At 73.6% G+C, this 26,332-nt stretch carries 26 protein-coding genes, 7 tRNA genes and 3 pseudogenes; 21 read left to right on the forward strand and 15 right to left on the reverse strand.

All coding sequences use genetic code 11. The features are described from left to right. Positions 1-295: 295 nt before the first annotated feature. Both cobA and ACFUJY_RS09915 read left to right on the forward strand, forming a co-directional pair. Entirely contained in the window at positions 296-1,546 is a 1,251-nt protein-coding gene (gene cobA, locus ACFUJY_RS09910) for a uroporphyrinogen-III C-methyltransferase (RefSeq protein WP_383297099.1), read from the forward strand. Positions 1,547-1,613: 67 nt separating this feature from the next. Continuing rightward, complete coding sequence (locus ACFUJY_RS09915; RefSeq protein WP_383297102.1) at positions 1,614-2,432, forward strand: TrmH family RNA methyltransferase; 819 nt, start codon at positions 1,614-1,616, stop codon at positions 2,430-2,432. On the opposite strand, the gene ACFUJY_RS09920 is transcribed toward ACFUJY_RS09915, so the two are convergent. Next, complete coding sequence (locus ACFUJY_RS09920) at positions 2,433-3,722, reverse strand: serine/threonine-protein kinase (RefSeq protein WP_383297105.1); 1,290 nt, start codon at positions 3,720-3,722, stop codon at positions 2,433-2,435. Between the two features lie 205 nt (positions 3,723-3,927). Between ACFUJY_RS09920 and ACFUJY_RS09925 the strand changes: the two genes are divergently transcribed. The 4 genes from ACFUJY_RS09925 (at position 3,928) to ACFUJY_RS09940 (ending at position 6,170) form a co-directional block, all read left to right on the forward strand. After that, the gene (locus ACFUJY_RS09925; RefSeq protein ID WP_383297108.1) at positions 3,928-4,188 is read left to right on the forward strand and encodes a hypothetical protein; all 261 of its coding nucleotides are present in this window, start codon (positions 3,928-3,930) and stop codon (positions 4,186-4,188) included. 186 nt (positions 4,189-4,374) lie between these two features. Further along, a complete protein-coding gene (locus tag ACFUJY_RS09930; RefSeq protein WP_383297111.1) occupies positions 4,375-4,566 on the forward strand; it encodes a hypothetical protein in 192 nt (63 codons plus the stop codon). A 288-nt stretch (positions 4,567-4,854) separates the two neighbouring features. After that, on the forward strand, positions 4,855-5,823 hold the full coding sequence (locus ACFUJY_RS09935; RefSeq protein ID WP_383297114.1) for a phosphotransferase family protein: 969 nt from the start codon (positions 4,855-4,857) through the stop codon (positions 5,821-5,823). Between the two features lie 68 nt (positions 5,824-5,891). Then, positions 5,892-6,170 (forward strand): zf-TFIIB domain-containing protein, encoded by a 279-nt coding sequence (locus ACFUJY_RS09940; RefSeq protein ID WP_365684203.1) that lies wholly within the window; start codon positions 5,892-5,894, stop codon positions 6,168-6,170. Positions 6,171-6,268: 98 nt separating this feature from the next. On the opposite strand, the gene ACFUJY_RS09945 is transcribed toward ACFUJY_RS09940, so the two are convergent. From ACFUJY_RS09945 to ACFUJY_RS09965, 5 genes are all read right to left on the reverse strand, one after another. Then, a tRNA-Val gene (locus ACFUJY_RS09945) sits at positions 6,269-6,340 on the reverse strand. A gap of 22 nt (positions 6,341-6,362) precedes the next feature. Beyond that, positions 6,363-6,434, reverse strand: a tRNA-Val gene (locus tag ACFUJY_RS09950). Between the two features lie 20 nt (positions 6,435-6,454). Further along, a tRNA-Val gene (locus tag ACFUJY_RS09955) sits at positions 6,455-6,526 on the reverse strand. Between the two features lies 1 nt (position 6,527). After that, positions 6,528-6,601: transfer RNA gene (locus ACFUJY_RS09960), tRNA-Cys, on the reverse strand. Positions 6,602-6,639: 38 nt separating this feature from the next. After that, positions 6,640-6,712 (reverse strand) — tRNA-Gly (locus ACFUJY_RS09965). 163 nt (positions 6,713-6,875) lie between these two features. On the opposite strand from ACFUJY_RS09965, the gene ACFUJY_RS09970 reads away from it, so the two are divergent. From ACFUJY_RS09970 to ACFUJY_RS09985, 4 genes and pseudogenes are all read left to right on the forward strand, one after another. Next, positions 6,876-7,913, forward strand: a complete 1,038-nt coding sequence (locus ACFUJY_RS09970; RefSeq protein WP_383297469.1) for a chorismate-binding protein — start codon at positions 6,876-6,878, stop codon at positions 7,911-7,913. After that, positions 7,910-8,050 (forward strand): annotated as a pseudogene (locus tag ACFUJY_RS09975) (4-amino-4-deoxychorismate lyase); the annotation flags it as partial. The gene ACFUJY_RS09970 and the pseudogene ACFUJY_RS09975, both read left to right, overlap by 4 nt. Positions 8,051-8,213: 163 nt before the next feature. Beyond that, positions 8,214-8,894 (forward strand): annotated as a pseudogene (locus tag ACFUJY_RS09980) (aminotransferase class IV); the annotation flags it as partial. 66 nt (positions 8,895-8,960) lie between these two features. Next, positions 8,961-9,797, forward strand: coding sequence for a GNAT family N-acetyltransferase (locus ACFUJY_RS09985; RefSeq protein ID WP_383297118.1), 837 nt, complete (start codon positions 8,961-8,963; stop codon positions 9,795-9,797). Between the two features lie 15 nt (positions 9,798-9,812). Here ACFUJY_RS09985 and ACFUJY_RS09990 read toward each other — a convergent pair whose 3' ends face one another. Continuing rightward, complete coding sequence (locus tag ACFUJY_RS09990) at positions 9,813-10,328, reverse strand: DsbA family protein (RefSeq protein WP_383297121.1); 516 nt, start codon at positions 10,326-10,328, stop codon at positions 9,813-9,815. Positions 10,329-10,500: 172 nt separating this feature from the next. Between ACFUJY_RS09990 and ACFUJY_RS09995 the strand changes: the two genes are divergently transcribed. The 3 genes from ACFUJY_RS09995 to ACFUJY_RS10005 all read left to right on the forward strand — a co-directional run bounded on the left by ACFUJY_RS09995 (position 10,501) and on the right by ACFUJY_RS10005 (position 12,478). Continuing rightward, a complete protein-coding gene (locus ACFUJY_RS09995; protein WP_383297122.1) occupies positions 10,501-10,962 on the forward strand; it encodes a hypothetical protein in 462 nt (153 codons plus the stop codon). Positions 10,963-11,201: 239 nt separating this feature from the next. Next, positions 11,202-12,173, forward strand: coding sequence for an acetylxylan esterase (locus ACFUJY_RS10000; RefSeq protein ID WP_383297124.1), 972 nt, complete (start codon positions 11,202-11,204; stop codon positions 12,171-12,173). A 149-nt stretch (positions 12,174-12,322) separates the two neighbouring features. Further along, positions 12,323-12,478 carry a hypothetical protein gene (locus ACFUJY_RS10005; RefSeq protein WP_202542324.1) on the forward strand — a complete coding sequence of 52 codons (156 nt, stop codon included), beginning with the start codon at positions 12,323-12,325 and terminating at the stop codon, positions 12,476-12,478. A 4-nt stretch (positions 12,479-12,482) separates the two neighbouring features. On the opposite strand, the gene ACFUJY_RS10010 is transcribed toward ACFUJY_RS10005, so the two are convergent. Beyond that, the gene (locus ACFUJY_RS10010) at positions 12,483-13,058 is read right to left on the reverse strand and encodes a CGNR zinc finger domain-containing protein (protein WP_383297128.1); all 576 of its coding nucleotides are present in this window, start codon (positions 13,056-13,058) and stop codon (positions 12,483-12,485) included. A 193-nt stretch (positions 13,059-13,251) separates the two neighbouring features. Next, entirely contained in the window at positions 13,252-13,665 is a 414-nt protein-coding gene (locus ACFUJY_RS10015; RefSeq protein WP_003959770.1) for an SsgA family sporulation/cell division regulator, read from the reverse strand. A gap of 189 nt (positions 13,666-13,854) precedes the next feature. Here ACFUJY_RS10015 and ACFUJY_RS10020 point away from each other — a divergent pair, with 189 nt between their 5' ends. Both ACFUJY_RS10020 and ACFUJY_RS10025 read left to right on the forward strand, forming a co-directional pair. Next, positions 13,855-14,346, forward strand: a complete 492-nt coding sequence (locus ACFUJY_RS10020; RefSeq protein ID WP_383297131.1) for a TIGR02611 family protein — start codon at positions 13,855-13,857, stop codon at positions 14,344-14,346. Positions 14,347-14,412: 66 nt separating this feature from the next. Further along, a tRNA-Val gene (locus ACFUJY_RS10025) sits at positions 14,413-14,484 on the forward strand. 61 nt (positions 14,485-14,545) lie between these two features. Here the strand turns inward: ACFUJY_RS10025 and ACFUJY_RS10030 are convergent. Further along, positions 14,546-17,023, reverse strand: coding sequence for an SCO7613 C-terminal domain-containing membrane protein (locus ACFUJY_RS10030; RefSeq protein WP_383297134.1), 2,478 nt, complete (start codon positions 17,021-17,023; stop codon positions 14,546-14,548). Between the two features lie 83 nt (positions 17,024-17,106). On the opposite strand from ACFUJY_RS10030, the gene ACFUJY_RS10035 reads away from it, so the two are divergent. Then, positions 17,107-17,553, forward strand: coding sequence for an SRPBCC family protein (locus ACFUJY_RS10035; RefSeq protein ID WP_383297137.1), 447 nt, complete (start codon positions 17,107-17,109; stop codon positions 17,551-17,553). A gap of 39 nt (positions 17,554-17,592) precedes the next feature. Beyond that, positions 17,593-17,664, forward strand: a tRNA-Val gene (locus ACFUJY_RS10040). Positions 17,665-17,732: 68 nt separating this feature from the next. Here ACFUJY_RS10040 and ACFUJY_RS10045 read toward each other — a convergent pair. Continuing rightward, positions 17,733-18,458, reverse strand: a complete 726-nt coding sequence (locus ACFUJY_RS10045) for a 3'-5' exonuclease (protein ID WP_383297140.1) — start codon at positions 18,456-18,458, stop codon at positions 17,733-17,735. A 189-nt stretch (positions 18,459-18,647) separates the two neighbouring features. On the opposite strand from ACFUJY_RS10045, the gene ACFUJY_RS10050 reads away from it, so the two are divergent. The 3 genes from ACFUJY_RS10050 to thrS all read left to right on the forward strand — a co-directional run bounded on the left by ACFUJY_RS10050 (position 18,648) and on the right by thrS (position 22,470). Next, a complete protein-coding gene (locus ACFUJY_RS10050) occupies positions 18,648-19,214 on the forward strand; it encodes a DUF4365 domain-containing protein (protein WP_383297143.1) in 567 nt (188 codons plus the stop codon). Beyond that, positions 19,214-20,401: a hypothetical protein gene (locus tag ACFUJY_RS10055; protein ID WP_383297146.1), complete on the forward strand. Its 1,188-nt coding sequence runs from the start codon at positions 19,214-19,216 to the stop codon at positions 20,399-20,401. The genes ACFUJY_RS10050 and ACFUJY_RS10055 overlap by 1 nt, the downstream gene beginning before the upstream one ends. A gap of 92 nt (positions 20,402-20,493) precedes the next feature. After that, a complete protein-coding gene (gene thrS / locus ACFUJY_RS10060; protein ID WP_383297149.1) occupies positions 20,494-22,470 on the forward strand; it encodes a threonine--tRNA ligase in 1,977 nt (658 codons plus the stop codon). A gap of 37 nt (positions 22,471-22,507) precedes the next feature. Here thrS and ACFUJY_RS10065 read toward each other — a convergent pair whose 3' ends face one another. Further along, positions 22,508-23,185 (reverse strand): potassium channel family protein, encoded by a 678-nt coding sequence (locus tag ACFUJY_RS10065; RefSeq protein WP_383297152.1) that lies wholly within the window; start codon positions 23,183-23,185, stop codon positions 22,508-22,510. 66 nt (positions 23,186-23,251) lie between these two features. Here ACFUJY_RS10065 and ACFUJY_RS10070 point away from each other — a divergent pair, with 66 nt between their 5' ends. Further along, on the forward strand, positions 23,252-23,812 hold the full coding sequence (locus ACFUJY_RS10070) for an HIT domain-containing protein (protein ID WP_164402450.1): 561 nt from the start codon (positions 23,252-23,254) through the stop codon (positions 23,810-23,812). Between the two features lie 71 nt (positions 23,813-23,883). On the opposite strand, the gene ACFUJY_RS10075 is transcribed toward ACFUJY_RS10070, so the two are convergent. From ACFUJY_RS10075 to ACFUJY_RS10085, 3 genes and pseudogenes are all read right to left on the reverse strand, one after another. Further along, positions 23,884-25,554 (reverse strand): hypothetical protein, encoded by a 1,671-nt coding sequence (locus ACFUJY_RS10075; RefSeq protein ID WP_383297155.1) that lies wholly within the window; start codon positions 25,552-25,554, stop codon positions 23,884-23,886. Positions 25,555-25,708: 154 nt separating this feature from the next. Next, complete coding sequence (locus ACFUJY_RS10080; RefSeq protein ID WP_383297158.1) at positions 25,709-25,849, reverse strand: hypothetical protein; 141 nt, start codon at positions 25,847-25,849, stop codon at positions 25,709-25,711. Between the two features lie 17 nt (positions 25,850-25,866). Next, a pseudogene (locus tag ACFUJY_RS10085) lies at positions 25,867-26,097 on the reverse strand (GTP-binding protein); the annotation flags it as partial. Positions 26,098-26,332: the final 235 nt, after the last annotated feature.

Here is a 26,332-nt window from a genome sequence, read left to right on the forward strand (position 1 = left end):
GGGGGGGGGGCGGTGGGGGCCGCGCGCGGGGGGGGGGTGGCCGTGGGGGGCGCGGTGCGCGGGGGGGGGGGGGGGGGGGGGGGCGGGGGGCCGGGGGGGGGGGGCCCGCCCCCCCCACCCCCGCTCCTCCATCGCCGGAGGGGCTCGATCCGGCCGCGCGGTCATGGGCGGGGGCCAAGGCCAGCCGCAGGCGCCCCCGCCCACCCCGTATCGTGATCCTCACCCACCACACCCACGCCGCTCCACCGCCGCAGCGGCCCGCGCACCCCGCACCGCCCGAGGAGCCCGCACCACCATGGCCGAGCACGCCGATCGCCCCGCCTACCCCGTCGGACTGCGCCTCAACGGGCGCCGCGTAGTCGTCGTCGGCGGCGGCCAAGTCGCTCAGCGCCGCCTCCCCGCCCTCATCGCGGCCGGCGCCGACATCGTCCTCGTGTCGCCCTCCGCCACCGCCTCCGTCGAGGCGATGGCGGACGCCGGCGAGATCCGCTGGGAGCGCCGCAGGTACACCGACGGCGACCTCACCGACACCTGGTACGCGCTCATCGCGACCGACGACGACGCGGCCAACGAGGCCGCGTCCGCCGAGGCGGAGCGCACCCGCACCTGGTGCGTCCGCAGCGACGACGCCGAAGCGGCCACCGCCTGGACCCCCGCCACCGGCCGCAGCGAGGGCGTCACCGTCGCCGTGCTCACCGCGGGCGCCCACGGCCGCGACCCGCGCCACTCGGCCGCCGTCCGCGACGCGATCGTGGAGGGCCTGCGCGACGGCAGCATCGCCGCCCCGCACCACCGCACCCGCACCGCCGGCGTCGCCCTGGTCGGCGGCGGCCCCGGCGACCCGGACCTCATCACCGTCCGGGGCCGCCGCCTGCTCGCCGAGGCGGACGTCGTCATCGCCGACCGCCTCGGCCCCCGCGACCTGCTGGACGAACTGCCGCCGCACGTCGAGGTGATCGACGCCGCGAAGATTCCGTACGGCCGCTACATGGCCCAGGAGGCCATCAACAACGCGCTGATCGAGCACGCCAAGGCCGGCAAGGCGGTCGTCCGGCTCAAGGGCGGCGACCCGTTCGTCTTCGGCCGGGGCATGGAGGAAGCGCAGGCGCTCGCCGCCGAGGGCATCCCGTGCACCGTCGTGCCCGGCATCTCCAGCTCCATCTCGGTCCCCGGCGCCGCCGGCATCCCCGTCACCCACCGGGGCGTCGCCCACGAGTTCACCGTGGTCAGCGGGCACGTCGCCCCCGACGACGAACGCTCCCTGGTCGACTGGGCGGCCCTCGCCCGGCTGCGCGGCACCCTGGTGCTCCTGATGGCCGTCGACAAGATCGGCGCCATCGCCCGTACCCTCGTGGAGCACGGCCGGTCGCCCGAGACCCCCGTCGCCCTCGTCCAGGAGGGCACGACGGCCGCCCAGCGCCGCGTCGACGCCACCCTCGCGACGGTGGCCGAGCGGGTGGCCGCCGAGGACGTCCGCCCGCCCGCCGTCGTCGTCATCGGCGCCGTCGTGGAGGTCGGCGCGGACCTCGCACCGAGCGACGGGTAACCAGGCGCGGCGAGCCCCTGGACCCAGACAGTCGGCACCCCCCACCGGACAAGGCAGCAGCAGAACCGTGGCTGAACTCATCACCATCGACGCCCCCGACGACCCCCGCCTCAGCGATTACGTCAGCCTCACCGACGTGGAACTCCGGCGCCGGAAGGAGCCCGCGGAGGGCCTCTTCATCGCCGAGGGCGAGAAGGTGATCCGCCGCGCCCGGCAGGCCGGATACCGCATGCGCTCCATGCTGCTGTCGGCGAAGTGGGTCGACCAGATGCGGGACGTCATCGAGGAGAGCCCCGCCCCCGTCTACACGGTCGCCCCGGACCTCGCCGAGCGCGTCACCGGCTACCACGTGCACCGGGGCGCCCTCGCCTCCATGCAGCGCAAGCCCCTCCCGGACGCCGGCGAACTCCTCCGCACCGCCCGCCGCGTGGCCGTCATGGAGGCCGTCAACGACCACACGAACATCGGCGCGATCTTCCGCAGCGCCGCCGCCCTCGGGATGGACGCCGTCCTGCTCTCCCCGGACTGCGCCGACCCGCTGTACCGGCGCTCCGTCAAGGTCTCGATGGGCGCGGTGTTCTCCGTGCCGTACGCCCGCCTCGGCACCTGGCCGCAGGGTCTCGGGACGGTACGCGAGGCGGGGTTCACGGTGCTCGCGCTGACGCCCGCCGAGAAGGCCGTCAGCATCGAGGAGGCGGCGCCGCACCGGATGGACCGGGTCGCCCTCATGCTCGGTGCCGAGGGCGACGGCCTGTCCGCCCGCGCGCTCGCCGCCGCCGACCGGTGGGTGCGCATCCCGATGGCCCACGGTGTGGACTCGCTGAACGTCGGCGCGGCGGCCGCGGTCGCCTTCTACGCGGTGGCCACGGGCCGCCCGGAGAGCTGACTACCGCTCGATCTGGGTCTGGCTCCGGCCGTGCCCGAGGTCCACACCGAGCCCCCGGGCCGGACCCTGGCAGCCCTGCGCCGCCGCGATGCCCAGCGCCACCAGCAGCGTCACCACCACGAAGACGACGAGCCGCTGCCGCAGCAGCTTCGGGTTGGCCGGGCGCCGCCCCGTGGAGGTCGTCCGCGTCCCGGGCCGGGTGCCCGGCCTGCCGTTCGTCCCGTTGGTGCCCTGCGGCCGCCTGACCGGCCGCGCCGTCCCGCGCGGCTGCTGCTGCACCGGCCTGCCGCCTCCGGTGCGGGCGGGGGCGGAACGCGCCGCCGACGGCCGGTTCTGCGGGCGCGACCCCGGGGCCGGACCGGCCGCCCTGCGGGTCTGCTGCTCGGTGTACGGGCCGTCCAGCCGGCCCGTCGGCCGGTCCGCCTCCTGGGCCGAGCGCTGGACGGGCGGCCGGCTCTCGTGCAGCCCCTGCGCCTCGCGCGCCGCGATCTCCTTGAGCCGCATCGACAGCTGGAGCGTGCTCGGCCGCTCCTCGGGGTCCTTCGCCAGGCAGGCGCTCACCAGCGGCGCCAGCGCGTCGTGCACATCGAAGAGCTGGGGCTCCTCGTGCACCACGCGGTAGAGCATCACCTCGGAACTGCCGTGCCCGAAGGGGGAGTCCGCCATCGCCGCGTACGCCAGCGTCGCCCCGAGCGAGAACACGTCCGTCGCCGGGGTCACCGCCGCCCCGCGCACCTGCTCGGGCGCGAGGAAGCCCGGCGAGCCCACTGCCGTACCGACGTGCGTCAGCGTGGAGGCGCCCGTGGCCCAGGCGATCCCGAAGTCGATGATCCGGGGGCCCTTGGGGGAGAGGAGGATGTTCGACGGCTTCAGGTCCCGGTGGACCACCCCGGCCTCGTGCACCGCGACCAGCCCTTCGGAGAGCGCCGCCCCGATCGAGGCGACCTCGGCGGCCGACAGCGGGCCCTCCTCGGCCACCTTGTCGTGCAGCGAGGGCCCCGGGACGTACTGCGTGGCGAACCAGGGGCGGTCCGCCTCCAGGTCGGCGGCGACCAGCCGGGCCGTGCAGCCGCCCCGGATGCGCCGGGCGGCGGACACCTCGCGCGCGAACCGCGAGCGGAACTCCTGATCCTCCGCCAGGTCCGGCCGGATCACCTTGAGCGCCACGCGCTGGCCCCGCCGGTCCGAACCCAGGTAGACGACACCCATCCCGCCGGCCCCGAGCCGCCGGTGCAGCCTGAACGAGCCGACGACACGCGGGTCCTCGCGCCGGAGCCGCATCATCGCCATGTCTGCCCATCCCCGCTGCCTGGTACGCCTGACGAGGCACAGCTTACGTACCCGCCGCCCGGGGCGCTCAGAGGCCGCGCCCTCGCGGGGCATTCGATTGTCAGTGCCGGGTGGGAGACTTGAGGAGTGGTCAGGGAGCCGCGGATCCAGGCGCCCCGGCCCGTGCGAGATCTCAAAGGTCCGTCGCAGAAGGGGGATTGGATCAGTGAAGGGCGATCGAGTCGAGATAGTGGTGGACGCCGGGGACAGCACCCGGACCTACGAGGTGGTGGCCTCCCGGGCCGGCCGCCGGGTGGAGACCGCGGTCCGCCGGGGCGTGGTCGAAGTGAGTGAAGTCACCAGGAACGGGTCCGTGGTGCGCACGGCCCGCTTCATGGCGACCAGGGTCCTCGCCCTGGTCGAACAGCCGGTACCCAGGGAGGACGCCTCCGAGCGCCCCCTCCGGGAAGACCCCAACCCCGCGTAGCCCGGTCTCCACCCAGGGGAGTACGCCGACCGGGCACGGCTCATCCTCCGGGAGGCCCGGGATTCGGTACGCGGGCATGACGCCGCCCGCCCCCCGAATCCCTAATGTTGAGTCCAAGCGGCGGGCGTCGCACTCGTCCCCCGAGGTCAAACGCCCGCCGCCCCACATCAGGTCAGGAGAGGAACCATGGCTGACACGGCAGCACGGACGGTGGTCCGCACGCGGACACGCGGCTCGTACGCCGCGCCCGGCCGCCGCCACCCGCTGGTGGCGACCGCCATGGTCCTTCCCCTGGCGGCCCTGCTCGTCGTCGTCTTCGGCGGCTGGGACGCAGTGGTCACACAGGCGTCGTCCGTGGGCGTGATGCTGGGGCGCTGAGCGGCGCCCCGGGTCCGGAAGAGCGGTCCGGACCGGGACATCCGGCCAACAGCCCCGTGGGGACGGGGGTGCGGCGGACGGCAGCGTTTGTCCGGTCAGCTGGGGAGCTGACCGGACATCGCGCTGTCCGGGGCGGAACGCCTCCGGCCGCCACCCGTCCGCGTACGCCCTGCCGGGACGCGCCCGGCCCCGGAGCCGCCGGCCGCCACGGCCCCCCGGCGGCTTCCCTGCGCGTACCCTCTGCCGGGGCGTGACCGCCACAGCCCGTTCCGTGCCACCGGGGAGACCGTGACCACCGCACTCGTACGCGCGCTGGGAGACCTCGCCCACCGTGCGGCCCACCCGGCAGGCTGCGGCCCCCGCCCCTGCCCGCCTCCCGCCGTGCTCGCCGAACGCGATGACGGGATCGTCGTCCGCAGCGGCCCCGTCGTCGCCAAGGCCCACGCCGCCGACACGGATACGGCCGCTCTGTCCGCGCGGCTGCGCCTGGCGGCCGGGCCGGGCCGGGAAGACGTCCTGCTGGCGCCGCTGCCCGTGGCGCCCGGCCGCCACCTCACCGAGCTGCACGGCCGCCCCGTCACCCTCTGGCCGCACGGCGACCCGGTCGACCCCGGCGATCCCGACGCGGCTCCTTGGGAGGCGGCCGGGGCGCTCCTGGCCCGGCTGCACCGCACCGAGGCCCCCGCCGCCGGGCTTCCCGCCATGCGCGGCCCGGTCAAGGCGGCGCTCGCCGTCGACCGGATGCGCGCCGCCCGTCCCGCCGATCCGGCCGTGGAGCCGGTGCTCACCGCGTGGCGCGGGCTGCCGGGCTGGGCCCGGGGCGCGGCGGGCTCCCCGGCGGGCCGGGAAAGGCACCTCTGCCACGGAGACCTCCACCTCGGCCAGCTCGTACGCCACCCAGGCCCGCACGGCCGCTGGCTGCTCATCGACGTGGACGACGCGGGCCTCGGCGATCCGGCCTGGGACTTGGCGCGCCCTGCCGCCTGGTACGCGGCCGGGCTGCTCCCGCCGGACGTCTGGTTCCGCTTCCTGGACGCCTACCGGGCGGGCGGGGGACCCGCCGTACCCGCCGACGGCGACCCCTGGCCCGCCCTGGACGTGCCGGCCCGGGCGCTGACCGTGCAGACCGCCGCGCTCGCCTGGGCCAAGTCGGCCGCGGAGGGCCGGACTCCGGATGAGGTGGAACAGGTCGTGATCGACGCATGTGCCCGAATCGCGTCGCTCCCGCCCGAGTTGGCGGCCGAACACACGTCGTAGGGTGAACCGACCGTCGGCGGGCATGCATTCCGGCGACGGCGAACCGACGGCGAGGAGTGAGCCCGAACATGCAGTGTCCCAAGTGCCACGCACAGATGCACACGTACAACCGCAACGGCATCCAGATCGAGCAGTGCAGCGGCTGCCGGGGGATATTCCTGGACTACGGCGAGCTGGAGACGCTGACCCGCATCGAGTCGCAGTGGGCGCAGCAGGCTCCGCCGCCGGCCGCGCCGCCGCAGGCGTACCCTTCCGCCCCCGCACCCGCCTGGGGCGCTCCGCACCACGGCGGCCACCACGGTCACTACCGGCAGAAGAGCTTCGGCCGCATGCTCTTCTCCTCCTGACCGCGCCCGGCGGGCCCCGGCACCCGTGCCGGCGGCCCGCCCGCCCGCGCGAGCACGACGAAGCCCCGGTCGCCGAGACGACCGGGGCTTCGTGACAGTGCGCGATACTGGGATTGAACCAGTGACCTCTTCCGTGTCAGGGAAGCGCTCTCCCGCTGAGCTAATCGCGCAGGTGAACCTGCGTGTACTGCGTGCGCGATACTGGGATTGAACCAGTGACCTCTTCCGTGTCAGGGAAGCGCTCTCCCGCTGAGCTAATCGCGCGGGTGATCCTTGCGGACCAGTGGACGATACTGGGATTGAACCAGTGACCTCTTCCGTGTCAGGGAAGCGCTCTCCCGCTGAGCTAATCGTCCTTGGAGGTGGAGACGGGATTTGAACCCGTGTAGACGGCTTTGCAGGCCGTTGCCTCGCCTCTCGGCCACTCCACCAGGGGCGGGAGTCCGGGAAGAATCCCCCGCCTTCTGCGAGCGGACGACCAGGTTCGAACTGGCGACCTCAACCTTGGCAAGGTTGCGCTCTACCAACTGAGCTACGTCCGCTTGTCTTTCCCGGTCCGCTTGCGCGTCCCGGCGACGTGTTGAACTCTAGCGGATTCCGGGGCCAGTACAAAAACGCGTTTGTGCAGCGTGCTGAGGTGCGCTCGCCCCGGCGCGGGTCACCGTGCGCCGTCCTACACTCGCGGACGTGCACGACCTCGCTCCCATGGCCCGCTTCGGCGGCCTCGTCGCCTCCGGTCTGCGGGATGTGACCAGTGATCCCGCCGCCCTCGACTCGTCCGGCTTCTGGGCCGTCTGCGCGGGCTTCGAAGGTTCCCTGACCTGCGCCCGCTTCGACACCGTGCGCCCCGCGCCCGTGCCCGCCCCGGTCCCCGGCGCCTGGCGCGGCCCCGCCGTCGGCGACTGGACCTCCTCGCTCGACCGCGAGGCCTACACGGAAGGCGTACGGCGCATCCGCGCGCACATCGCGGCCGGCGAGGTCTACCAAGCCAACCTCTGCCGCGTGCTGACCGCGCCCCTGCCCGGCCCCGGCGCCGCCGACGTGGACGCCCTCACCGCGCTGCTGGCGCGCGGCAACCCGGCCCCGTACGCAGGAACGATTCGCCTCCCCGCGCACGGCGTCGAGATCGCGACCGCGTCCCCCGAGCTGTTCCTGCGCAGGGACGGCCGCACCGTCGAGTCCGGGCCCATCAAGGGCACCGGCCGCACCGAGGCCGACCTGCTGGAGAAGGACCACGCCGAGAACGTGATGATCGTGGACCTGGTCCGCAACGACCTGGGCCGGGTCTGCGCCACCGGATCGGTCGCCGTCCCCGACCTCTGCGCCGTCGAGAAGCACCCCGGACTCGTCCACCTCGTCTCCACCGTGCGCGGCCGCCTCGCCGACGGAGCCGGCTGGCCGGAGATCCTCACCGCCGCCTTCCCGCCCGGCTCGGTCACCGGCGCCCCCAAGTCCAGCGCGCTGCGGATCATCGGCGCACTGGAGACCGCCCCGCGCGGCCCGTACTGCGGCGGCGTCGGCTGGGTGGACGCCGACCGGAGGACCGCCTCGCTCGCCGTCGGCATCAGAACCTTCTGGACCGACCGCACGGGGCCCGCGCCCCTCCTCCGCTTCGGCACCGGTGCCGGCATCACCTGGGGCTCCGATCCGGAACGCGAGTGGGACGAGACCGAACTGAAGGCGTCCAGGCTGCTCGCGGTAGCGTCGGGCGCATACGAAGCGACCGGAAGGACCGCACCATGAGGATCTGGGTCAACGGCGAGCTGCGCCCCGCCGACGACGCCCGGGTGTCCGTGCTCGACCACGGGCTCACCGTCGGCGACGGCGTCTTCGAGACGCTCCGGGTCTCCCAGGGCCGTCCCTTCGCCGTCACCCGCCACCTCAGGGTCTCTCGTTCGGGCCAGGCCGGGCTCGCGGGCTCTGGCACCGCACCTCGCGGCGTTGTCGTCAATCACCAACGCTCCGCGTTGATTCAATCCTCCGCCTTGCGATGCACGGCACCAGAGCCCGCTCCCTGATCCGGCCTGACCCAAACGAGAGACCCTCGACCGCCTGACCCGCTCCGCCCGGGGGCTCGGCCTGCCCGCCCCCGACCTGGACGAGGTGCGCCGCGCCTGCGCCGCCGTCGTGGAGGCCAACCCGGTCGGGCTGGGCCGCCTGCGCATCACGTACACCGGTGGCATCTCGCCCCTCGGCTCCGACCGGGGCGACGCGGGCCCCGGCCTCGTCGTCGCCCTCGGCGAGGTGACGCGCCGCCCCGACACCACGGCCGTCGTCACCGTGGACTGGACCCGCAACGAGCGCTCCGCGCTCACCGGCCTGAAGACCACGTCGTACGCGGAGAACGTCGTCGCCCTCGCCCGCGCCCACGAGCAGGGCGCCTCCGAGGCGCTGTTCGCCAACACCGCCGGCCGGCTCTGCGAGGGCACCGGGTCCAACGTCTTCGTCGTCCTGGACGGGCAGCTCCACACCCCGCCCGTCGCCTCCGGCTGCCTGGCCGGCATCACCCGGGCGCTCGCGGTGGAGTGGACCGGGGCGCAGGAGACCGACCTCCCGTTCGACGTCCTGGACCGGGCCGATGAGGTCTTCCTGACCTCCACCCTCCGTGACGTGCAGGCCGTCCACCGGATCGACGGCCGGGAGCTGCCGGGCACGCCGGGACCGGTGACCGCCAAGGCGATGCGGATCTTCGAGGAGCGCGCGGCCGACGACCTCGACCCGTGACCGGGCACCGGCCCGTCCGCGTAAATGCGGATGACGGGCCGCCGCGCAGGGGATAGAAACCACCTGATGACGACGACACTGCGGCCGGCCGGGCCGATCCAGTCAGGCGCCGACGGCGCACAGCGGCGCGCGTACGACGTGTGCGACAACGGGCGCCCCGTCGGCTCCGTGGCGCTCGCCGTCGAGCCGGGCGCGGGCGGGGCGACGGGCCTGATCCGCGACCTGCGGATCGACGAGGCCGTCCGCAGGCGCGGCCGGGGCACCATCGCCGCACTGGCCTCCGAGGAGATCCTGCGCGGCTGGGGCTGCGCCCAGGTGTGCACGGAGGTGGCCGCCGGGGACACCGCGGGCCAGCGGCTGGCCGCCGCCCTCGGCTACACCGAGCGCAGCCGCAACATGGTCAAGACGCTGCCCGGTGAGCCCCCGGCCCTGCCCGACGGGCTCACCGCACACCCGATGACGCCCGAGGAGTTCGCCGCCTGGGAACGCGACGCCATCGCCGCGTACACGGAGAGCCTGGTGAGCCGGGGCGTGCCGCGCGAGGCGGCGCCGGCCGCGGCCCGCGCCTCCCACGCCCGCCACCTGCCGGACGGCCTCGCCACCGCGGGGGCGCGGCTGGACCACCTGCGCGACGGGGGCGAGACGGTCGGCCACGTCTGGGAGGCGCCGTTCGAGATGCACCCCGGCATGCACGTCGGGTACGTGTTCGACGTCGAGGTGGCGGAACGGTACCGGGGGCGCGGTTACGGGCGGGCGCTGATGCTCCAGGCGGAGCGGATCGCCCTGGCGGCGGGCGAGACGCGGATCGGCCTGCACGTCGTCACGGCCAACACCCCGGCCCTGCGGCTGTACGAATCGCTCGGTTACGAGCCGACCCGGCACAACCTGGCCAAAGCGCTGTAGGGCCGCCCCGCTTCCTCAGCCCTGCCCGGCCAGGAGCCGGTCGGCGATCGCCTCGATCCGCTCGCGCAGCCCGTCCTGGCTCTTGCCGCCGTCCAGGCGTTCGCCGCCGATCACGTACGTCGGCGTGCCGGTCACCCCGATCGCCTTGCCCTCGGCCTGGTCCGCGTCCACGATCAGCATGTGCCGGCCGTCGATGAGCGCCGTGTCGAACTCCTCCGCGTCCAGACCCAGCTCCCCGGCCACCTCGACCAGCAGCTTCTCGCCCCGGTCCGCGAGACCGGCGGTCCGTGCGAGCACCGCCTCGACGTACGGCCAGCCGCTGCCCTGGACCACGGCCTCCTCGGCGGCCTGCGCGGCGGCGTAGGCGTGCTTGTGCTTCTCCAGGGGGAAGTGCCGCAGCCGGATCTCCAGCCGGTCCCCGTACCGGGCCCGCAGGGCGCGCACATCGGTGAGGGCGTGGTGGCAGTCGGGGCACTGGAGCTCGCACCAGACGTCGAGGACGACCGGCGTTGCGGGGGTGGAATCGCTCATGGGGCCAGTCTCGCAGGGCGGGCGGCCCGTTCTCGTCCCGGCACCGCCGGTACGGCACCTGGGAAGGAGCCCGGCCCCTGAGATGTCCCTGATACGGGCCCGGGGCATGGCCGTCCGCCCGGTGCCCGGTGCAGGATGGAAGGGACGTATCCCCCTGCGCCAGGAGGCACCGATGCTTGCCGAGACCATCTGCTCCGCGGTGTCCGCGGCGGGCCTGGGCATCGCGGCCGTCACCGCGTACCGCAAGCGGTTCCTCACCGCGACGAGGATCGCCGCCTACTCGCTGGTGCCGGTCGGCCTGGTGCTGACGGGGGTCGTGAAGTGGGTGTCGGACATCGCCTTCAAGCCGAGCGTCTGGCTGGGCTTCGGCCTGCTGGGGGTGGCCTGGCTGCTCTTCATGATCACGCGTGCCGTCGAACGCCGGGGCGGCGGCAGCCGCAAGGAACGCCGGGCGGCCGCCCGGGCCGCCCGCGGCGAGGCCGTGGAACCGGCCGCTTCGGCCCCGTCGCTCGGCGCGGGCTCCTCGCCGGAGGCCACGCGTGCGCGCGGCAAGCAGGGGAAGCGGCCCGCCTCGGCCGGAGCCGGTGAGGACTTCAGCGACATCGAGGCCATTCTGAAGAAGCACGGCATCTGACTCCGGGAGCCGTCCGGCTCCGCGGGCCCCGCCGCACCACGCGGCGGGGCCCGCACCGTCTCACCAGGTGAATCGTTTCTCCTGGGATCGTCCGGGATTCCTTGACCCTGCCGGGCGGGGCCGCATAGCGTCCCGCTGGGCTGCGAACGTATGCGTTCGTGCCCCATGACACCGGGGGCGGGACGCGTGGACCGTGCGGCGGACGCCGCCCCCTTCCGCGTGCCCGAGACGGAGAAGCGATGGCCCTGTTCGACCTGCCCCTGGACCAGCTGCGGAGCTACCGGCCCGACCCCGACGAGCCGGAGGACTTCGACGCCTTCTGGCAGCTCACCCTGGACGAGGCAGCGGCCCATCCGCTGGACGCCGAGTTCGCGCCCTACGACGGCGCGCTGACCGCGGTCGACTCGTACGACGTGTCGTTCGCCGGCTGGGGCGGGCACCGGATACGCGCCTGGCTGAACGTTCCGGCGGGCGCCGAGGGCCCCCTGCCGACCGTCGTGCACTACCTCGGCTACAGCGGCGGGCGCGGGCTGCCCCACGACCACCTGGTGTGGCCCTCGGCCGGCTGGGCCGCGCTGATCGTGGACACCCGCGGCCAGGGCGCGGTCAACCACCACTCGGCGGGCGCCACTCCGGACCCGTACGGCGCCGCCAACCCGCAGGCGCCCGGCTTCATGACCAACGGCATCCTCGACCCGGAGACGTACTACTACCGCCGCGTCTACACCGACGCGGTGCGGGCCGTCGAGGTCGCCCGCAGCCACCCGGCCGTCGACCCGGCCCGCATCGTCGTGAACGGCGCCAGCCAGGGCGGCGGCATCACGCAGGCCGTGGCGGCGCTCAGCCCCGATGTGAAGGCCGCGTTCGTGGACGTGCCGTTCCTGACGCACTTCCGGCGGGCCGTCGAGATCACCGACGAGGACCCGTACCAGGAGATCGTCCGGTTCCTCGCCACCCGGCACGGCGCGGACGCCCAGGTGTTCCGCACCCTGTCGTACTTCGACGGCCTCAGCTTCGCCGCCCGCGCCACCGTGCCCGCGCTCTACTCGGTCGCCCTGATGGACGCGATCTGCCCGCCCTCCACGGTCTTCGCCGCCTACAACCGCTGGGCCGGACCCAAGGAGATCGAGATCTACCCCTGGAACGGCCACGAGGGCGGCACCGGCGTGCACCGCCAGGCGCAACTGCGGATGCTGCGCGAGCTGCGCTGAGCCGGCGGGTGCGGGGGCCGAGGCCCGAAAGCGTGACGGAACATCGGACGCCGGAGCGATTACGGATGCCCCCGTGACGGGTGAACTCCCGCCGGAGAGGGGCATGTTGGTAACGAGCACTCCCGGGACTGCGTCATGATCGTCCCGAAATGGTGGACACCTCTCGGGGCGACGCCCCCGCACCCCCTGGCGAAGAGCCGCGCGGCTGCCTCTTCGCGCTTTCCCAGCCCCCTCTGATGATCTTCCTCACGGTCATCGGCAGCCTGCTGCTGATGGCCGCGTTGCACGATCTCTTCCTGCTGTGAGCGGTCAGCCGGCCGCTTCCCGGCGGCGTGCCCGGTACGCGGCCACGTGCAGGCGGTTACCGCAGGTGCGGCTGGAGCAGTAGCGGCGGGAGCGGTTGCGCGAGAGGTCCACGAAGGCGTTCCGGCAGTCCGGCGCCTCGCACCGCCGCAGCCGCTCCGTCTCGCCCGCCACGATGATGAAGGCGAGTGCCATGCCGCAGTCGGCCGCCAGGTGGTCGGCGAGCGAGGCGTCCGGCGAGAAGTAGTGCACATGCCAGTCGTAGCCGTCGTGGGCGGTGAGCTGCGGCGTGGTGCCGGCCGCGGCCACCAGGGCGTTCACCAGTCCGGCGGCGGTGCGCGCGTCCTCGGCGGCGAAGACCTCGGCGAACCGGGCGCGCACGTCGTGCACGGCCCGCAGGTCCCGCTGGTCGAGCACGCCGATCCCGCTCACCCGGTGGCGTACGGCGAACGCGTGGAGTGCCGTGACGTCGGCGAGTCCGTCGGCCGGCGCGGCGCCCCCTTCCGGCTCGCTCTCCGGCGCGGTGTTCACCAGATCGACCACCAGGTCGAGGGCGATCCGGGTGTCGTGGGGGATCAGCACGCTTTCGCTCCCTGGCCTCCGGCGGGCGGGCGCCCGCCGATGCCGGACGACTCTACTGGCTCGCACCGGGCGCGGACCGGCACCGGTCACCGCGGTGGGTCCGCGGTCACCGGCGCCGGTGTCAGCCGTATGAGGTTGTCCGCGCGACGCCGTCTCCCCGAGTCGGACGGCGTCGTGCGGCTCTCGCCCTGGCTCAGCTCTCGGCCAGGATGTGTGAGAGCTCCGTATCGAGGTCGAAGTGACGGTGTTCGGTGCCCGGTGGAACCGCGGCGTCGGTCCGCTTCAGGAACGACTCCAGGGCCCGTGCCGGGGCCTCGAGCAGTGCTTCGCCCTCTGGGGAGCTCAGCGCGATGCAGACGACGCCCTGGCCGTGACTACGGGATGGCCAGACGCGTACGTCTCCGGTGCCGGTGGGCCGGTGCAGCCCTTCGGCAAGGAGGTCGCGGGCGAAAACCCACTCGACCGTCTCCTCCGCTCCGGTGTGGAAGGTGGCGTGCACGGCATAGGGATCGGCCGTGTCATACCGCAGGCCCGCGGGTACAGGCAGTGAGGACTCGCTCGACACAACGAGGCGCAGGTGCAGCTCGCAGCTGACCGTGGTGTTCATAAGCGCCAGGGCCTTTCGCTCAGTGTGCGCTCGGGGATTCGCACGTCGGCGAAATCGACATGCCACCTACGGTGGCGTTGTAAACCCCTCTGACCGTTTTGGGATGCTTCGGGTAGCTCGTACAGCGGTGTGTAACTTTGCGTCATGCGGCCATTCCAGTGACGCGGAGCAGTCCGGTAGGTTGGGTTCATGAACGCGGAGAGTGACGAGCGGGACGGTGCCGCCGCGGCGAAGGCACCGGCTCCCGCCGCGGGGGAAGCGCCTCGCGATGCGACGGGGGACGTCATACCGGGAGTGACCAAGGAGGACCCGGCGCTCGGCTCCAGAGCGCCCGGCTTCATCAAGGCCTCCAGAGCACTGCACCTGAGCTGGCAGGTCGGCGTCTTCGTCGTCGGCCTGGCCGTCGTGGTGGCCGGCATCATCATGCTGCCGCTGCCGGGCCCCGGCTGGCTGGTGATCTTCGGCGGCATGGCGATCTGGGCGACCGAGTTCGTCTGGGCCCAGCTGGTGCTGCGCTGGACCCGGCGCAAGGTCACCGAGGCCGCCCAGCGGGCGCTCGACCCCAAGGTCCGCCGGCGCAACATCATCCTCACGGTGACCGGACTCGTGATCATCGCGGCGCTCGTCGGGGTCTACGTGTGGAAGTTCGGGATCGTCATGCCCTGGAAGATCGACGAGTGACCCCGGGGCGCTCCCCGAGGTGGTCACGGGGCGCCGCTGACATGGGGTAATGTTTGCGGTGCGCCCGGGCGATTAGCTCAGTGGGAGAGCGCTTCGTTCACACCGAAGAGGTCACTGGTTCGAACCCAGTATCGCCCACCCGGACCGACGGCCCGGAAGCTCCAAGAGCTTCCGGGCCGTCGGCGTTCCCTCCCCCGCCTCACCGCATCCGCCCCAGCGCCTCCTTCAGCCGCCGGGCGTCCCGCAGCCGCTTCTCGTACGTCGCCCCCACCGCCAGCAGCAGCACCCCGGCCAGCGCCGGTGCCACCCACCGCGGCAGCGCCCCCGCCACCTGCACCACGTACGGCGCCAGCTCGTGCAGCGCGTCCAGCGCCAGCACCGCACCGCCCAGCACCAGCAGCGCCTGGAGCCGCAGCCGCGCCCCCGCCAGCGTGACCCCCAGGGCCGCCGCCCCCAGCAGCAGCGGACGCGCCCAGCCGGGGTCCGTCCAGGCCGCGCCCAGCGACGGCACCAGCGTCACCGCCAGCCCCGACCCGTACGCCGCCCACGACGAGGCCGACGGGTCGCGGCGCCGCCGCAGCACCCCGACCACCAGCGCCGGCACGGTCACCGGCAGGGTGTACGCCTCCGGCGCCGACACCCCCGACACCGCGAGGCGCACCCACGCCGCCAGGACGAACAGCACCGTCGCCAGGTACCCCGCGAACGGACGCCGCTCGGGGCGCAGCGCCGTCCCCGCCGCGAGCACCCCGCACAGCGCCAGCACCAGCGCCAGGAACCGCGCGTCCCCCACCGCCATGGCGACCGCCACCACACCCGTCGCCGCACCGGCCACCTCGACCGGCACCGCCACCGGGTGCCCCTTGAGCCGGGCCCCCAGCAGCGCCGTCACCGCCGGCACCGCGAGCACCGGCACAGCCGCCTCGTACACCGCGAGCCCCAGCGAGGCCCCCAGCGCCGCCATCGGCACCACCGCGCACACCACGGCCGCACAGGCCGCCGACGGCACCACCACCGGCGAGGCACCCTCCTGCCGGTCCAGGGCCACCGCGAGGACCACGAACACCGCCACGAGCAGACCGAACACCGTGTACGTGGCCACCTCCGTCGCCAGCGCCAGCAGCCCCGCGCCCACCGCACCGGCCACCCCGACCGCACCGGCCGTCACCGCCGCACCCCGCGCCCCGGCCCGCAGCCCGGCCACCGCCAGGCCGAACGCCGCCACGGCCAGGACCAGCTGCCCCGCCCGGGCCGCCGCGAAGGACAGGTCCAGCGCGGCCGGCAGCACCATCAGCCCCGCCCAGCCCAGCGCCACCGCGGCCGCCCCCGCCGCACCCCGCCACGCGGGACCGGGCGCCGGCATCCGGCCGGCCCACCCGAGCAGGCCGTCCCACCAGCGGTACGCGGCCCCGAGCGCCACGGCCACCAGCACCAGCACCACCGGAGCGGTCACCATCCCGTCCCACGGCAGGTCGCTCGCACCCACCGCACCCCGGGCCCCGCCGCGCGGAGCGCCGGACCACACCGCGCCCAGCCGCGTCACCGGGCCCGCCGTGACCACCGTCACCGGGGCCAGCGACACCAGGACCGCGCCGGCCGCCACGGCCGCCGACGCCCACCCGAGCCCCCGGGCCGCCGCGACGCCCACCGGAGCCCGCAGGGCCGTCACCAGCGCCCCGGCGCACAGCAGGTACACCAGCACCGGCCAGCCGTCCGGCACCGCCGCGGTGGGCACCCCACCCACCGCGGCCACGGCCGAGAGGCCCGCCGCCACGCCGCCGGCCGTCGCGAACGGCACCGGAGCCCGGCGCGCCCCCGCCAGGGCGAGCGCCGCACCGGCCAGCAGCAGCGCCCCCGGCGCTACCGCACCGGCGGGCCCGGCGGCCGTCAGCGACTCCACCAGCGCCACCAGCAGCCCCGCCCCGCCCGTCGCACACAGCGCGACGCACGCCACGACCCGTACCGGGGTCCGCCCGGCCTTCAGCGCCACCACGCCGTCCAGCGCGGCCGTCACCAGCAGCGCCCCCGAGAACCACAGCGCCCCGCCGTCCGCCGCCCACACCCACAGCACCAGCGGCAGCTGGGCCGGGACGACCGCCAGCGGAAGCGGCAGCCGCAGACCGCCCAGCGGCAGCCCGTAGGCCGCCCACAGCAGCGCGAGCACCGCCGCCGCCGTCCCCGCGTACGCCGCACCGTCCGCGTCCGGCAGCGCCACCGCGTACACCGCGTACGCGTCGAGCACCATCAGCACCGACGCCACCGCCGCCAGCGCCTCCGCCGTCGCGGCAAGCCCTCGGCGCAGCAGCGTCCACGGAGCGGCCAGCGCCCCGGCCGTCACCGCGGCGAGCACCGCGCTGCGCCCGCCGATGCCCATGTCGCCCCAGCTGACCAGGGTGAACGCCAGGGCGGCGACCGCGAGCAGCAGCCCGCCGAGGACCAGCAGCACGTTCTGCACGCTGCGCTTCGAGGCCGGACGCGCCGGGCCGAACCCGCCGGGGCCCGGGCCCCAGGGCGCGACCGGGCCCTGCGGCGGCCCCCAGGGAGCGGGACCGGGGGCTTCCAGAGCCCGCACCAACCAGGCGCGGCGGGTCAGCAGCTGCGCCCGGTGGGCGTCCAGCCGGGCCAGTTCACGATCGAGGAGCGCCAATTCCTCGGCGGGCGGCGGCACATGTTCCATGGACGCGAGTGTGCTGCGCGCCACGCGGCCGAACATGCGTCCGCGTACTCAGATACCCGCCTGAGTACGCGCATCCTGGGGAAGTGAACTGGAACCACTACCGATTCGTCAGCGTGTGGGAGCTTCAGGCGCCGCCCGCCGCCGTGTACGCCGAGCTCGAACGCGTCGAGCACTATCCGCGGTGGTGGCCGCAGGTCCGTGAGGCCACCCGCTCCGGCAGCGGCGCCGGCACCACCCGCGTCCGCTCCGTCCTGCCGTACGACCTCGTCATGACCGTGCGCGAACAGCGCCACGACCCGGCGCACGGCGTCCTCGAAGCCGCGCTCGGCGGCGATCTCGAAGGCTGGGTCCGCTGGACGGTCGCCCCGCACGGCTCCGGCACCCGCGTCGTCTACGAGCAGGAGGTCGAGGTCCGCCGGAGGCTGATGCGGGTCCTCGCGGTGCCCTGCCGGCCGGTGTTCCGCGCCAACCACGCCCTGATGATGCGCGCCGGGCGGCGCGGGCTCGCGGCCCGGCTGGAAGCGGTTTGAACCACGGCCGCCCCGCCCTGTATGGTTCAACCCGTTCCCGGGCGATTAGCTCAGTGGGAGAGCGCTTCGTTCACACCGAAGAGGTCACTGGTTCGAACCCAGTATCGCCCACCCCGGAGAGGCCGGTCCGTCAGCACCACCGACGGACCGGCTTCCGCTTTCTCCGGCCCGCACGCGCGTCACGCGGCGGTGCGCAGCTCCGGCCGCAGCGGCCAGGCCGGGTCCACCGTCTCCGGCGTCCCGCTCCGCGCGAACCACGCCTGGAGCCCCCGCGCCTGCGCGGCGTGCCACACCGCCTGGAGCGTGTGCAGCTCCGCCGGGCTCAGCCGTTCGAGCCGCGCCGAGAAGCGGCGCCCCACCGCCCGGACCAGCTCCAGCGAAGCCGCCGCGTCCGCCGCCGCGTCGTGCGCCCCGTCCAGCAGCACCCCGTACAGCTCGCACAGGTCCGTGAGCGTGCGCCGGCCCTTGCGGTAGCGGTCCAAGTGCTTGTCCAGCACCCGGGGATCGAGCACACACAGCGGCGCACGCTCCAGGTACGCGCCCAGCGACGACGCTCGGTGCCGCTTCAACTCCCGGTCCAGCAGCGTCAGGTCGAACGGCGCGTTCATCACGACGAGCGGCCGCCCCACCGCGCACTGCTCGGCCAGCGCCCGCGCCATCTCCTCCACCGCCGGCGCCGGCCAGCGGCCGTTGCGCCGGAGGTGGTCGTCGGTCAGCCCGTGGATCTCCGTCGCCCCCGGAGGCACCGGAACTCCCGGGTTCACCAGCCAGCGGGTGACGCGCACCGGGCCGTCCGCCCGGTCCTGGACCACCAGGGCGGCCGAGACGATCCGGTCCTCCTCGACGTCCACACCCGTCGTCTCCGTGTCGAAAGCGGCCAGCGGCCCTTCGTACCAATGAGTCATCCCCGAACTCCTCGCCCACGCACGGCAGATGGCGGGATTCCTCCGCCCGGTCCGGTGATACCCGCGCCCTTTGCCTGATACGCCGTTTGCACCCGGTCCCGTGCGGTGACAACACAAGTACCGGCGGCGGAAGTTGACCGCCCGGCATCTCTCATCCCCATCGGTACGGCCCGGAAGGCTTACGGAGCCATGGCGCTCGCGCAGCCCGAACCGAGCGGGCTGCTGCCCCAGCGGACCGCACCGCTGCGCGGCGGACTCGCCACCACCGCCTGCATGGAGACCCTCCAGGTGGGCTACCTCCACGCCGTCGCCGCGGCGGCGGGCTGCTCGCTGTCGCAGCCCTTCCCCGACAACGGCATCGACTGGCACGTCAGCCACGGTTCCCCCGGCCACCTCGTGGACGACGAGGTGACCATCAAGGTCCAGCTGAAGTGCACCTACCAGATACCGGCCCGGCCGCCCGGCCCGTCCTTCGCCTTCACCCTGGACAACGCCCACCTGGTGAAGCTCGCCCGGACGCCCGTGTCGGTGCACAAGATCCTGGTCGTGATGCTCGTGCCCCGCAGCCGGGACGACTGGCTGCGGGCCGGCCCCGACAGCCTCGACCTGCGGCACTGCTGTTACTGGACGAACCTGGCCGGCCACCCCGTGACCGGCCGCCACCGGACCACCGTGCGGCTCCTGACCTCGCGCGTCTTCGACGACCGGGCGCTCTGCGAGATCATGACCCGCGTCGGGGCGGGAGGGAGACCCTGATGCACGAGCCCGTACGCGTCCGCGGCGAGGCCGTCCCGCCCTCCTGGGACGTGCCCGACCCGGCATGCGTCGATCCCGCCGTTCTCGGCGCCCTGCTCGCCCGGCACGGCTGGCGGCGGCGCGGCCCCGGCACCGGCCCGTACAGCCGCTGGAGCCCGCCCGGCGGCACCACCAGCCTCCTCGTGCCCCGCACCAGGACCTTCCCCGACAGCGAGGACCTGCTCGGCGAGGCCCTGACCGCGCTCGCCCGCAGCGCCGACCCCTCCGCCCGCGAGATCCTGGTCGCCCTCACCGTCCCGAGCGACGAGATCCGCTGGCGCCGCGACGTCCCCGAATCCGCCGCCGGGGCCGCCGACTGGCTCGGCGCGGAGCGGCTGCACAGCGCCGCCCGCCAGATCCTGCTGGCCGGCGCGCTCGCCGTCCGGGGCCCGGCCGGCCACCACGGCGCCCGCCGCCGCAGCCGCGCCCTCGCCGCCCTCGGTCCCGTACTGACCGGCCCCGGACCCGGCGGCAGGTCGCTGACCGCCTTCCTCCCCGTCGACCCGGGCCGTCCCGTCGCCGTCCGGCTCCACCACGCCCTGCACGCCACCCGCGAGGCGGTGGACTACCAACGGGCCACCGGCGGCATGGAAGCCTTCGACAACGCCGTCGCGGCGGGCGTCAGCCGGGAGCTGACCGAGGCGGTCGTCGCCCTCGTCCGGGGCTCGGAGGGCGCCGCCATCGCCCTGGACTGGGCACCCGCCGCCGGAACCCCCGCCGGCTGTCCCGCCCGCCCCGAGCCCGTCGCGTTCTCCCCGGGCGACCTGCCCGCGCTGCGCCGGGCCGGCGCCCGCTACCTCCGCGACGAGCCCGCCGTCACCGTACGGATCACCGGGGCCGTCGTCCGGCTGCGGCGGTCCGGGCCGCGCGGACCGGGGATCGTGCGGCTGCGGGTGCTGGCCGGGGCCGAGGTGCCGCACGTCCGGATCGAGCTGGACGAGGAGGCGTACCGGATCGCGGGCCAGGCCCACCTGGTGGGGCTGCCGGTCCGGGTGGAGGGACGGCTGGAGAGCCGAGGCGGCTTCCGGCGGCTGACCGGGGCCTCGCAGGTCGTCCCGGTCCAGGTGGACGACGAGGAGCGGGACCGGCTGATGAAGTCGCTCCAGGAGAACGTGGACTTCTTCGAGGAGGCGTGCACGGGGGAGTAGGGCCTTTCGCAATGGGGGCCCTCGGCTCGGTACGATTCCCATGGCGTACGCAATACGAGTGCGGGCGCATCCCCCTGAGTCAGGAGAGACCGGTGTCAGACGTCCGTGTGACCATCCAACGCGATTCCGAGCGGGAAGAGCGCGTGGTGACGACGGGCACTACGGCTGCCGAGCTCTTCCCCGGCGAGCGCACCATCGTCGCGGCCCGCGTGGGCGGTGAGCTGAAGGACCTCGCGTACGCGCTCAAGGACGGCGAGACCGTCGAGCCCGTGGAGATCTCCTCCGAGGACGGCCTCAACATCCTGCGCCACTCCACCGCGCACGTCATGGCCCAGGCCGTGCAGGAGCTGCACCCCGAGGCCAAGCTCGGCATCGGCCCGCCGGTCAAGGACGGCTTCTACTACGACTTCGACGTCGAGAAGCCGTTCACGCCCGAGGACCTCAAGGCCATCGAGAAGCGGATGCAGGAGATCCAGAAGCGGGGCCAGAAGTTCTCCCGCCGGGTCGTGACGGACGAGGCCGCCCGCGAGGAGCTGGCCGACGAGCCGTACAAGCTGGAGCTCATCGGCATCAAGGGCTCCGCCTCCTCGGACGACGGCGCGGACGTCGAGGTGGGCGGCGGCGAGCTGACCATGTACGACAACCTCGACCCGAAGACCGGCGAGCTGTGCTGGCGCGACCTCTGCCGTGGACCGCACCTGCCGACCACCCGGTTCATCCCGGCCTTCAAGCTGATGCGGAACGCTGCCGCGTACTGGCGGGGCAGTGAGAAGAACCCGATGCTCCAGCGCATCTACGGCACCGCCTGGCCGACCAAGGACGAGCTGAAGGCGCACCTGGAGTTCCTGGAGGAGGCCGCCAAGCGGGACCACCGCAAGCTCGGCAACGAGCTGGACCTCTTCTCCTTCCCGGACGAGATCGGCCCCGGTCTCGCGGTCTTCCATCCCAAGGGCGGCGTCATCCGCCGGGCCATGGAGGACTACTCGCGCCGCCGGCACGAGGAGGAGGGCTACGAGTTCGTCTACTCGCCGCACGCCACCAAGGGCAAGCTCTTCGAGAAGTCCGGCCACCTGGACTGGTACGCCGACGGCATGTATCCCCCCATGCAGCTCGACGACGGGGTGGACTACTACCTCAAGCCGATGAACTGCCCGATGCACAACCTGATCTTCGACGCGCGCGGCCGTTCGTACCGTGAACTGCCCCTGCGCCTCTTCGAGTTCGGCACCGTGTACCGGTACGAGAAGTCGGGCGTCGTGCACGGCCTGACCCGCTCGCGCGGCTTCACGCAGGACGACGCGCACATCTACTGCACCAAGGAGCAGATGGCGGAGGAGCTGGACCGGACGCTCACCTTCGTGCTGAACCTGCTCCGCGACTACGGGCTCACCGACTTCTACCTGGAGCTGTCCACCAAGGACCCGGAGAAGTTCGTCGGCAGCGACGAGATCTGGGAGGAGGCCACCGAGACGCTGCGGCAGGTCGCCGAGAAGCAGGGCCTGCCCCTGGTCCCGGACCCGGGCGGGGCCGCGTTCTACGGCCCGAAGATCTCCGTGCAGTGCAAGGACGCCATCGGCCGGACCTGGCAGATGTCGACCGTGCAGCTCGACTTCAACCTGCCGGAGCGGTTCGACCTGGAGTACACCGGTCCGGACGGCTCCAAGCAGCGCCCGGTCATGATCCACCGCGCCCTGTTCGGCTCCATCGAGCGCTTCTTCGCGGTGCTCCTGGAGCACTACGCGGGTGCGTTCCCGGTGTGGCTGGCCCCGGTCCAGGCGGTCGGCATCCCGATCGGCGACACCCACATCCCGTACCTCCAGGAGTTCGCCGCGGAGGCGCGGAAGAAGGGGCTGCGCGTCGACGTGGACGCGTCGTCGGACCGGATGCAGAAGAAGATCCGCAACCACCAGCGCGCCAAGGTCCCGTTCATGATCATCGTCGGCGACGACGACATGAACGCGGGCACGGTGTCGTTCCGGTACCGCGACGGGTCGCAGGAGAACGGCATCGCCCGTGACGAAGCGATCGCCAAGCTCGTTGACGTGGTGGAGCGTCGCGTGCAGGTGTGATTGTTCCCCGCGCAAGCGGGGCTGGGCCCCCGGCGAGCTATCCGCCCGCCGGGGGCTCCTTCTCGTCCTCCCGCCGGAACACCTGGATCAGCCACGACGAGAACGCGCCCGTCACCGCCCCCAGCAGCGCCAGGCCGCACGCCATCAGGCCCGCCGCGATGACCCGGCCCATCGCCGTCACCGGCACGGCATCCCCGTACCCCACCGTCGTCAGCGTCGCGCACGCCCACCAGACCGCGTCCCCGAACGTGCGGATCGAGGCGCCCGGGGCCCGGTGCTCCCAGTGGTACACGCTGAGGGCCGCCGAGAAGCCCAGGAGGACGGCGGTCATTCCGGCGTACGAGATCACCCGCGCGTACAGGCCGAGGCGCGGGCGGTCGCGCTTCTCCTGGACGGCCGTGTAGACCTGCACCATCCGCAGCGGGCGCAGCAGCGGCAGCGCCAGGACGAGGGTGTCGAGCCAGCGGACGCGGACGAAGCGGAGGCCGAGCCCGCTGAGCCTCAGGCGTACCGCGTAGTCGAGGACGAAGAGCAGCCAGGCCGCGCCGACGAGGGCGAGCGAGAGGTCGTGCCAGGGCTCGGCGTCGTACGGGGCGAGGACGCGGAACGCGTATCCGGCGAGGAAGACCAGGGCGGCGGCGAGGAGCGGGATCTCGGTGCGGCGCTCCCAGCGGGTGAGGGAGGGAGGGGGCGGGGCCGGGGTGCGCACGCTCATCGGCCCAGCATCGCGGTGCGTGAACGGGATCAGCCCCGGCGACACGCTCCGCACAGGTGAAGCAATATGCTGGCCGGCATGACGAGTGAGCCGGAACAGCAGATCGGAGTGGGGACGCCCGACGCGTTCCAGCGCCTGTGGACGCCCCACCGGATGGCGTACATCCAGGGCGAGAACAAGCCGACCGGCCCGGAGGCGGGGGACGGCTGTCCGTTCTGCGGGATTCCGGAGATGTCGGACGAGGACGGGCTCGTCGTCGCGCGCGGTGCGAAGGTGTACGCCGTGCTGAATCTGTACCCGTACAACGGGGGGCACCTGATGGTGGTGCCGTACCGGCACGTCGCGGACTACACGGAGCTGGACGGTCCGGAGACGGCGGAGCTGGCCGATTTCACGAAGCGGGCGATGACCGCGCTGCGGGCGGCCTCGGGTGCGCACGGCTTCAACATCGGGATGAACCAGGGTGCGGTGGCGGGGGCGGGCATCGCCGCGCATCTGCACCAGCATCTGGTGCCCCGGTGGGGTGGTGACGCCAACTTCATGCCGGTGGTGGGGCACACCCGGGTGCTGCCGCAGCTGCTGGCGGACACGCGGAAGATGCTGGCGGACGCCTGGCCGGCCGCCTGACCCCGCTGCTGCTCGCTGTACGGGGCGCTCCGGATTTCCTTCCGGGGCGCCCCGTTCGCGTACCCGGGCGGTTATGCGTCGTAGAGGTCGGCCTTGCCGGGGGTGGGGGCCTGGACCAGGCCGCTCAGGACCGACGAGCGGCCCGCGAAGCGCTCGGTGTCCACGCCGTGCTCCTCCAGGACCTTGATGGCGGCGTTGTGGACGACGCGCAGGACGGGCGTCGCGGCGCGCATGGCGTCGTCGGCCATGAAGCGGTGGCGCCAGGGCTTCTCGGCCCAGGCGTGGCGCAGGCCGAAGGGCTCGGGGAGGGCGATCTTGCCGCCGAGGTAGTCCAGGAGCGGCGGATACCAGGTGAAGGGGGCGCGCAGGGCGAGGCGGGTGACCTCGTGGGCGTCGACCAGGGCGAGGGTGATGTCGCGGGTCTCCCAGAACCGGACGGTCTTGTTGACGGTCCGGGTCTTCGCGGCGGGCTTGCTGGTGAAGAGGGAGTGGACGGGACCGAGGGCGTGCCCGGTGACCTCGATGCGCAGGGTCTCGTAGAGGACGGTGACGGTGATCATCATGGTGATGACCAGCTGGCCGTCCCAGAGGGTGAACTGGACGCCGAGGTAGTGGCGGTTGCCGCCGCCGAACTGCTGGTGGTTGCAGATCCGCTGTATCTCGTGGGGCTTGATCTGGTAGGTGGCGACGTCCTCGCCCTGGGGCCGGGTGACGCTGTCCGCGTTCTCCCCGATGGGGGTGACGATCCAGTGGCTGACGGAGGGGGTGGGGAAGCCGCCGGTGTTCAGCGGGCCCCGTTCCAGCAGCTTGAGCTGGTCGTGGATCACGCGGATGACGTCCCAGCTGCGGAACTGGTGGATCTCCTTGCCGGGCTCCTTGGGGACGAGGTCCTCCGCGAGCTGCCAGCTGCCCCAGCGGGTGCCCATGCCGAGGATGCCCTTGGGGCCCGCGTAGAAGACGGAGTTGGACTGCTGTTCGGCGGAGAGCTTCTCCAGGCCCTGGCGCAGGGCCTCGCGGGCGGTCTCGCTGGGGTTCTTCGGGACCGTCTCGGGGATCTTGGCGGTGACCCCGCCGCCGGAGAGCAGCCCCTCCCAGCGGGCGCGCATGTCCCGGGCGGACCTTTCGGCGATCCGTTTGGCGATGTACCAGCCGATGACCGGGGCGACGAACATCGCGCGCAGGTAGAGGCCGAGGAGTCCGGCCAGGGGGAGCTGGATCATCAGGTAGACGATGCCGATGCCGACGAGGGGGAGCAGGCCGTTGCCGAGGGTGGTGAGGAACCTGTCCTTGGTCTTGGTGAAGCCGTCGCGGAGGCGGAAGACGATGACCCACAGGAGCATGCCGGGCAGGAACAGGAAGCCGAACAGCACGGTGACGGCGGTGAGCCGGGTGTCGCGTGCCTTGCGCAGGCTGTTCGCGGAGAGGCAGTGCTCGACCACGGTCTGCGGGTCGGTGCCGAAGGACTGGATGAGGTCCTTCCGGGCGCCGCCGAGCATGCGCTCCTGTACGGCGCGGGCGAACGCCTCGCCGAGGTTGGGCTTGAAGTAGTCGGACTTGAGGAGCCCGGAACGGCCGGCCTTCACCTCGGACTTGTGCCACTCGCTGTTGGCTTTGAGGATGTCCTCCACCGGGCTGTCGCGGTACGCGGCGGAGGCGAGGGCGTTGGTCGCCACCGCCGCGCCTGCCGACCCCTGGAGCGGAATCTGCGCTCCGGGTGAGAAATCGAATCCGTTGCTGGCCACTGTCGCCCCCACTCGCCACCGAGGAACCGCTCCTGCGGCTGTTTCCCAACTGCCGTGCCCGGCACACTTTCTGAGCTGGGGTCTCAGCGTATCGTCCGGATACGTCCGCCGTCCGGTCCTGTGGACAACGGCCGGGGGAGCGGGCGCGTTCGCGTCACCCCCGCCCGGCGTGGACGCGGTCGGCGGGCCGTGCGGGCATCGGCTCGTGGCGGGCGTACGCGCGGCCGAAGCAGCCGGTGCCGTGGGTCAGGGCGCGCAGGTCCACCGCGTACCTGTCGATCTCCAGTTCGGGCACGTCGGCGCGGACGAGGGTGCGTCCGCCGCCCGCAGCCCGGCCCTGACCTCCCCGACGAAGTCGGCGTACCCGGGGGTGTCCAGGAGGTTGATCCGGTGGCCGTCCCAGTCCACGGGGATCAGGGAGAGCTGGACGGATCGGCCCTGGCGGTGGCCGACCAGCGCCACGTTGCGCAGGGCGCCGGGGTGGTGGCCGGCCGCCGGTGCCCCTCCGGCGGCTCCGGTGCGTGCGTGAGCCTTGTCGCCCATGGTCATGCCTCCCGTCGGTGGCGCACGGGCGCGCTCGGGGGCGGCGACGCCCGCGGTGTTCCGAGCTTGGCACTGCCCCGGGGGCGCGTCCACAGGGGCGTCCGGGGTGCCCGCACGGTGGTGTGCGCGCGGCGTGACTACGATGGGCGCGGAGGGTGCTGAAGGCCCTGGCCGGGCTCGCGGCGCCCGGCACGCACGTCTGCGGCGTTGCCGAAACGCCTTCATGGCTCCGCCA

Origin of the sequence: Streptomyces sp. NPDC057249 (assembly GCF_042669245.1) — a bacterium.
Classification (GTDB): domain Bacteria; phylum Actinomycetota; class Actinomycetes; order Streptomycetales; family Streptomycetaceae; genus Streptomyces.

Coding starts and splice junctions, on each gene's coding strand:
- cobA (WP_383297099.1), top strand. CDS start 296: ATGGCCGAGCACGCCGATCGCCCCGCCTACCCCGTCGGACTGCGCCTC.
- ACFUJY_RS09920 (WP_383297105.1), bottom strand. CDS start 3,722: ATGGCGATGATGCGGCTCCGGCGCGAGGACCCGCGTGTCGTCGGCTCG.
- ACFUJY_RS09930 (WP_383297111.1), top strand. CDS start 4,375: ATGGCTGACACGGCAGCACGGACGGTGGTCCGCACGCGGACACGCGGC.
- ACFUJY_RS09940 (WP_365684203.1), top strand. CDS start 5,892: ATGCAGTGTCCCAAGTGCCACGCACAGATGCACACGTACAACCGCAAC.
- ACFUJY_RS09970 (WP_383297469.1), top strand. CDS start 6,876: ATGGCCCGCTTCGGCGGCCTCGTCGCCTCCGGTCTGCGGGATGTGACC.
- ACFUJY_RS09985 (WP_383297118.1), top strand. CDS start 8,961: ATGACGACGACACTGCGGCCGGCCGGGCCGATCCAGTCAGGCGCCGAC.
- ACFUJY_RS09990 (WP_383297121.1), bottom strand. CDS start 10,328: ATGAGCGATTCCACCCCCGCAACGCCGGTCGTCCTCGACGTCTGGTGC.
- ACFUJY_RS09995 (WP_383297122.1), top strand. CDS start 10,501: ATGCTTGCCGAGACCATCTGCTCCGCGGTGTCCGCGGCGGGCCTGGGC.
- ACFUJY_RS10000 (WP_383297124.1), top strand. CDS start 11,202: ATGGCCCTGTTCGACCTGCCCCTGGACCAGCTGCGGAGCTACCGGCCC.
- ACFUJY_RS10005 (WP_202542324.1), top strand. CDS start 12,323: ATGGTGGACACCTCTCGGGGCGACGCCCCCGCACCCCCTGGCGAAGAG.
- ACFUJY_RS10015 (WP_003959770.1), bottom strand. CDS start 13,665: ATGAACACCACGGTCAGCTGCGAGCTGCACCTGCGCCTCGTTGTGTCG.
- ACFUJY_RS10020 (WP_383297131.1), top strand. CDS start 13,855: ATGAACGCGGAGAGTGACGAGCGGGACGGTGCCGCCGCGGCGAAGGCA.
- ACFUJY_RS10030 (WP_383297134.1), bottom strand. CDS start 17,023: ATGGAACATGTGCCGCCGCCCGCCGAGGAATTGGCGCTCCTCGATCGT.
- ACFUJY_RS10045 (WP_383297140.1), bottom strand. CDS start 18,458: ATGACTCATTGGTACGAAGGGCCGCTGGCCGCTTTCGACACGGAGACG.
- ACFUJY_RS10050 (WP_383297143.1), top strand. CDS start 18,648: ATGGCGCTCGCGCAGCCCGAACCGAGCGGGCTGCTGCCCCAGCGGACC.
- ACFUJY_RS10055 (WP_383297146.1), top strand. CDS start 19,214: ATGCACGAGCCCGTACGCGTCCGCGGCGAGGCCGTCCCGCCCTCCTGG.
- ACFUJY_RS10065 (WP_383297152.1), bottom strand. CDS start 23,185: ATGAGCGTGCGCACCCCGGCCCCGCCCCCTCCCTCCCTCACCCGCTGG.
- ACFUJY_RS10070 (WP_164402450.1), top strand. CDS start 23,252: ATGCTGGCCGGCATGACGAGTGAGCCGGAACAGCAGATCGGAGTGGGG.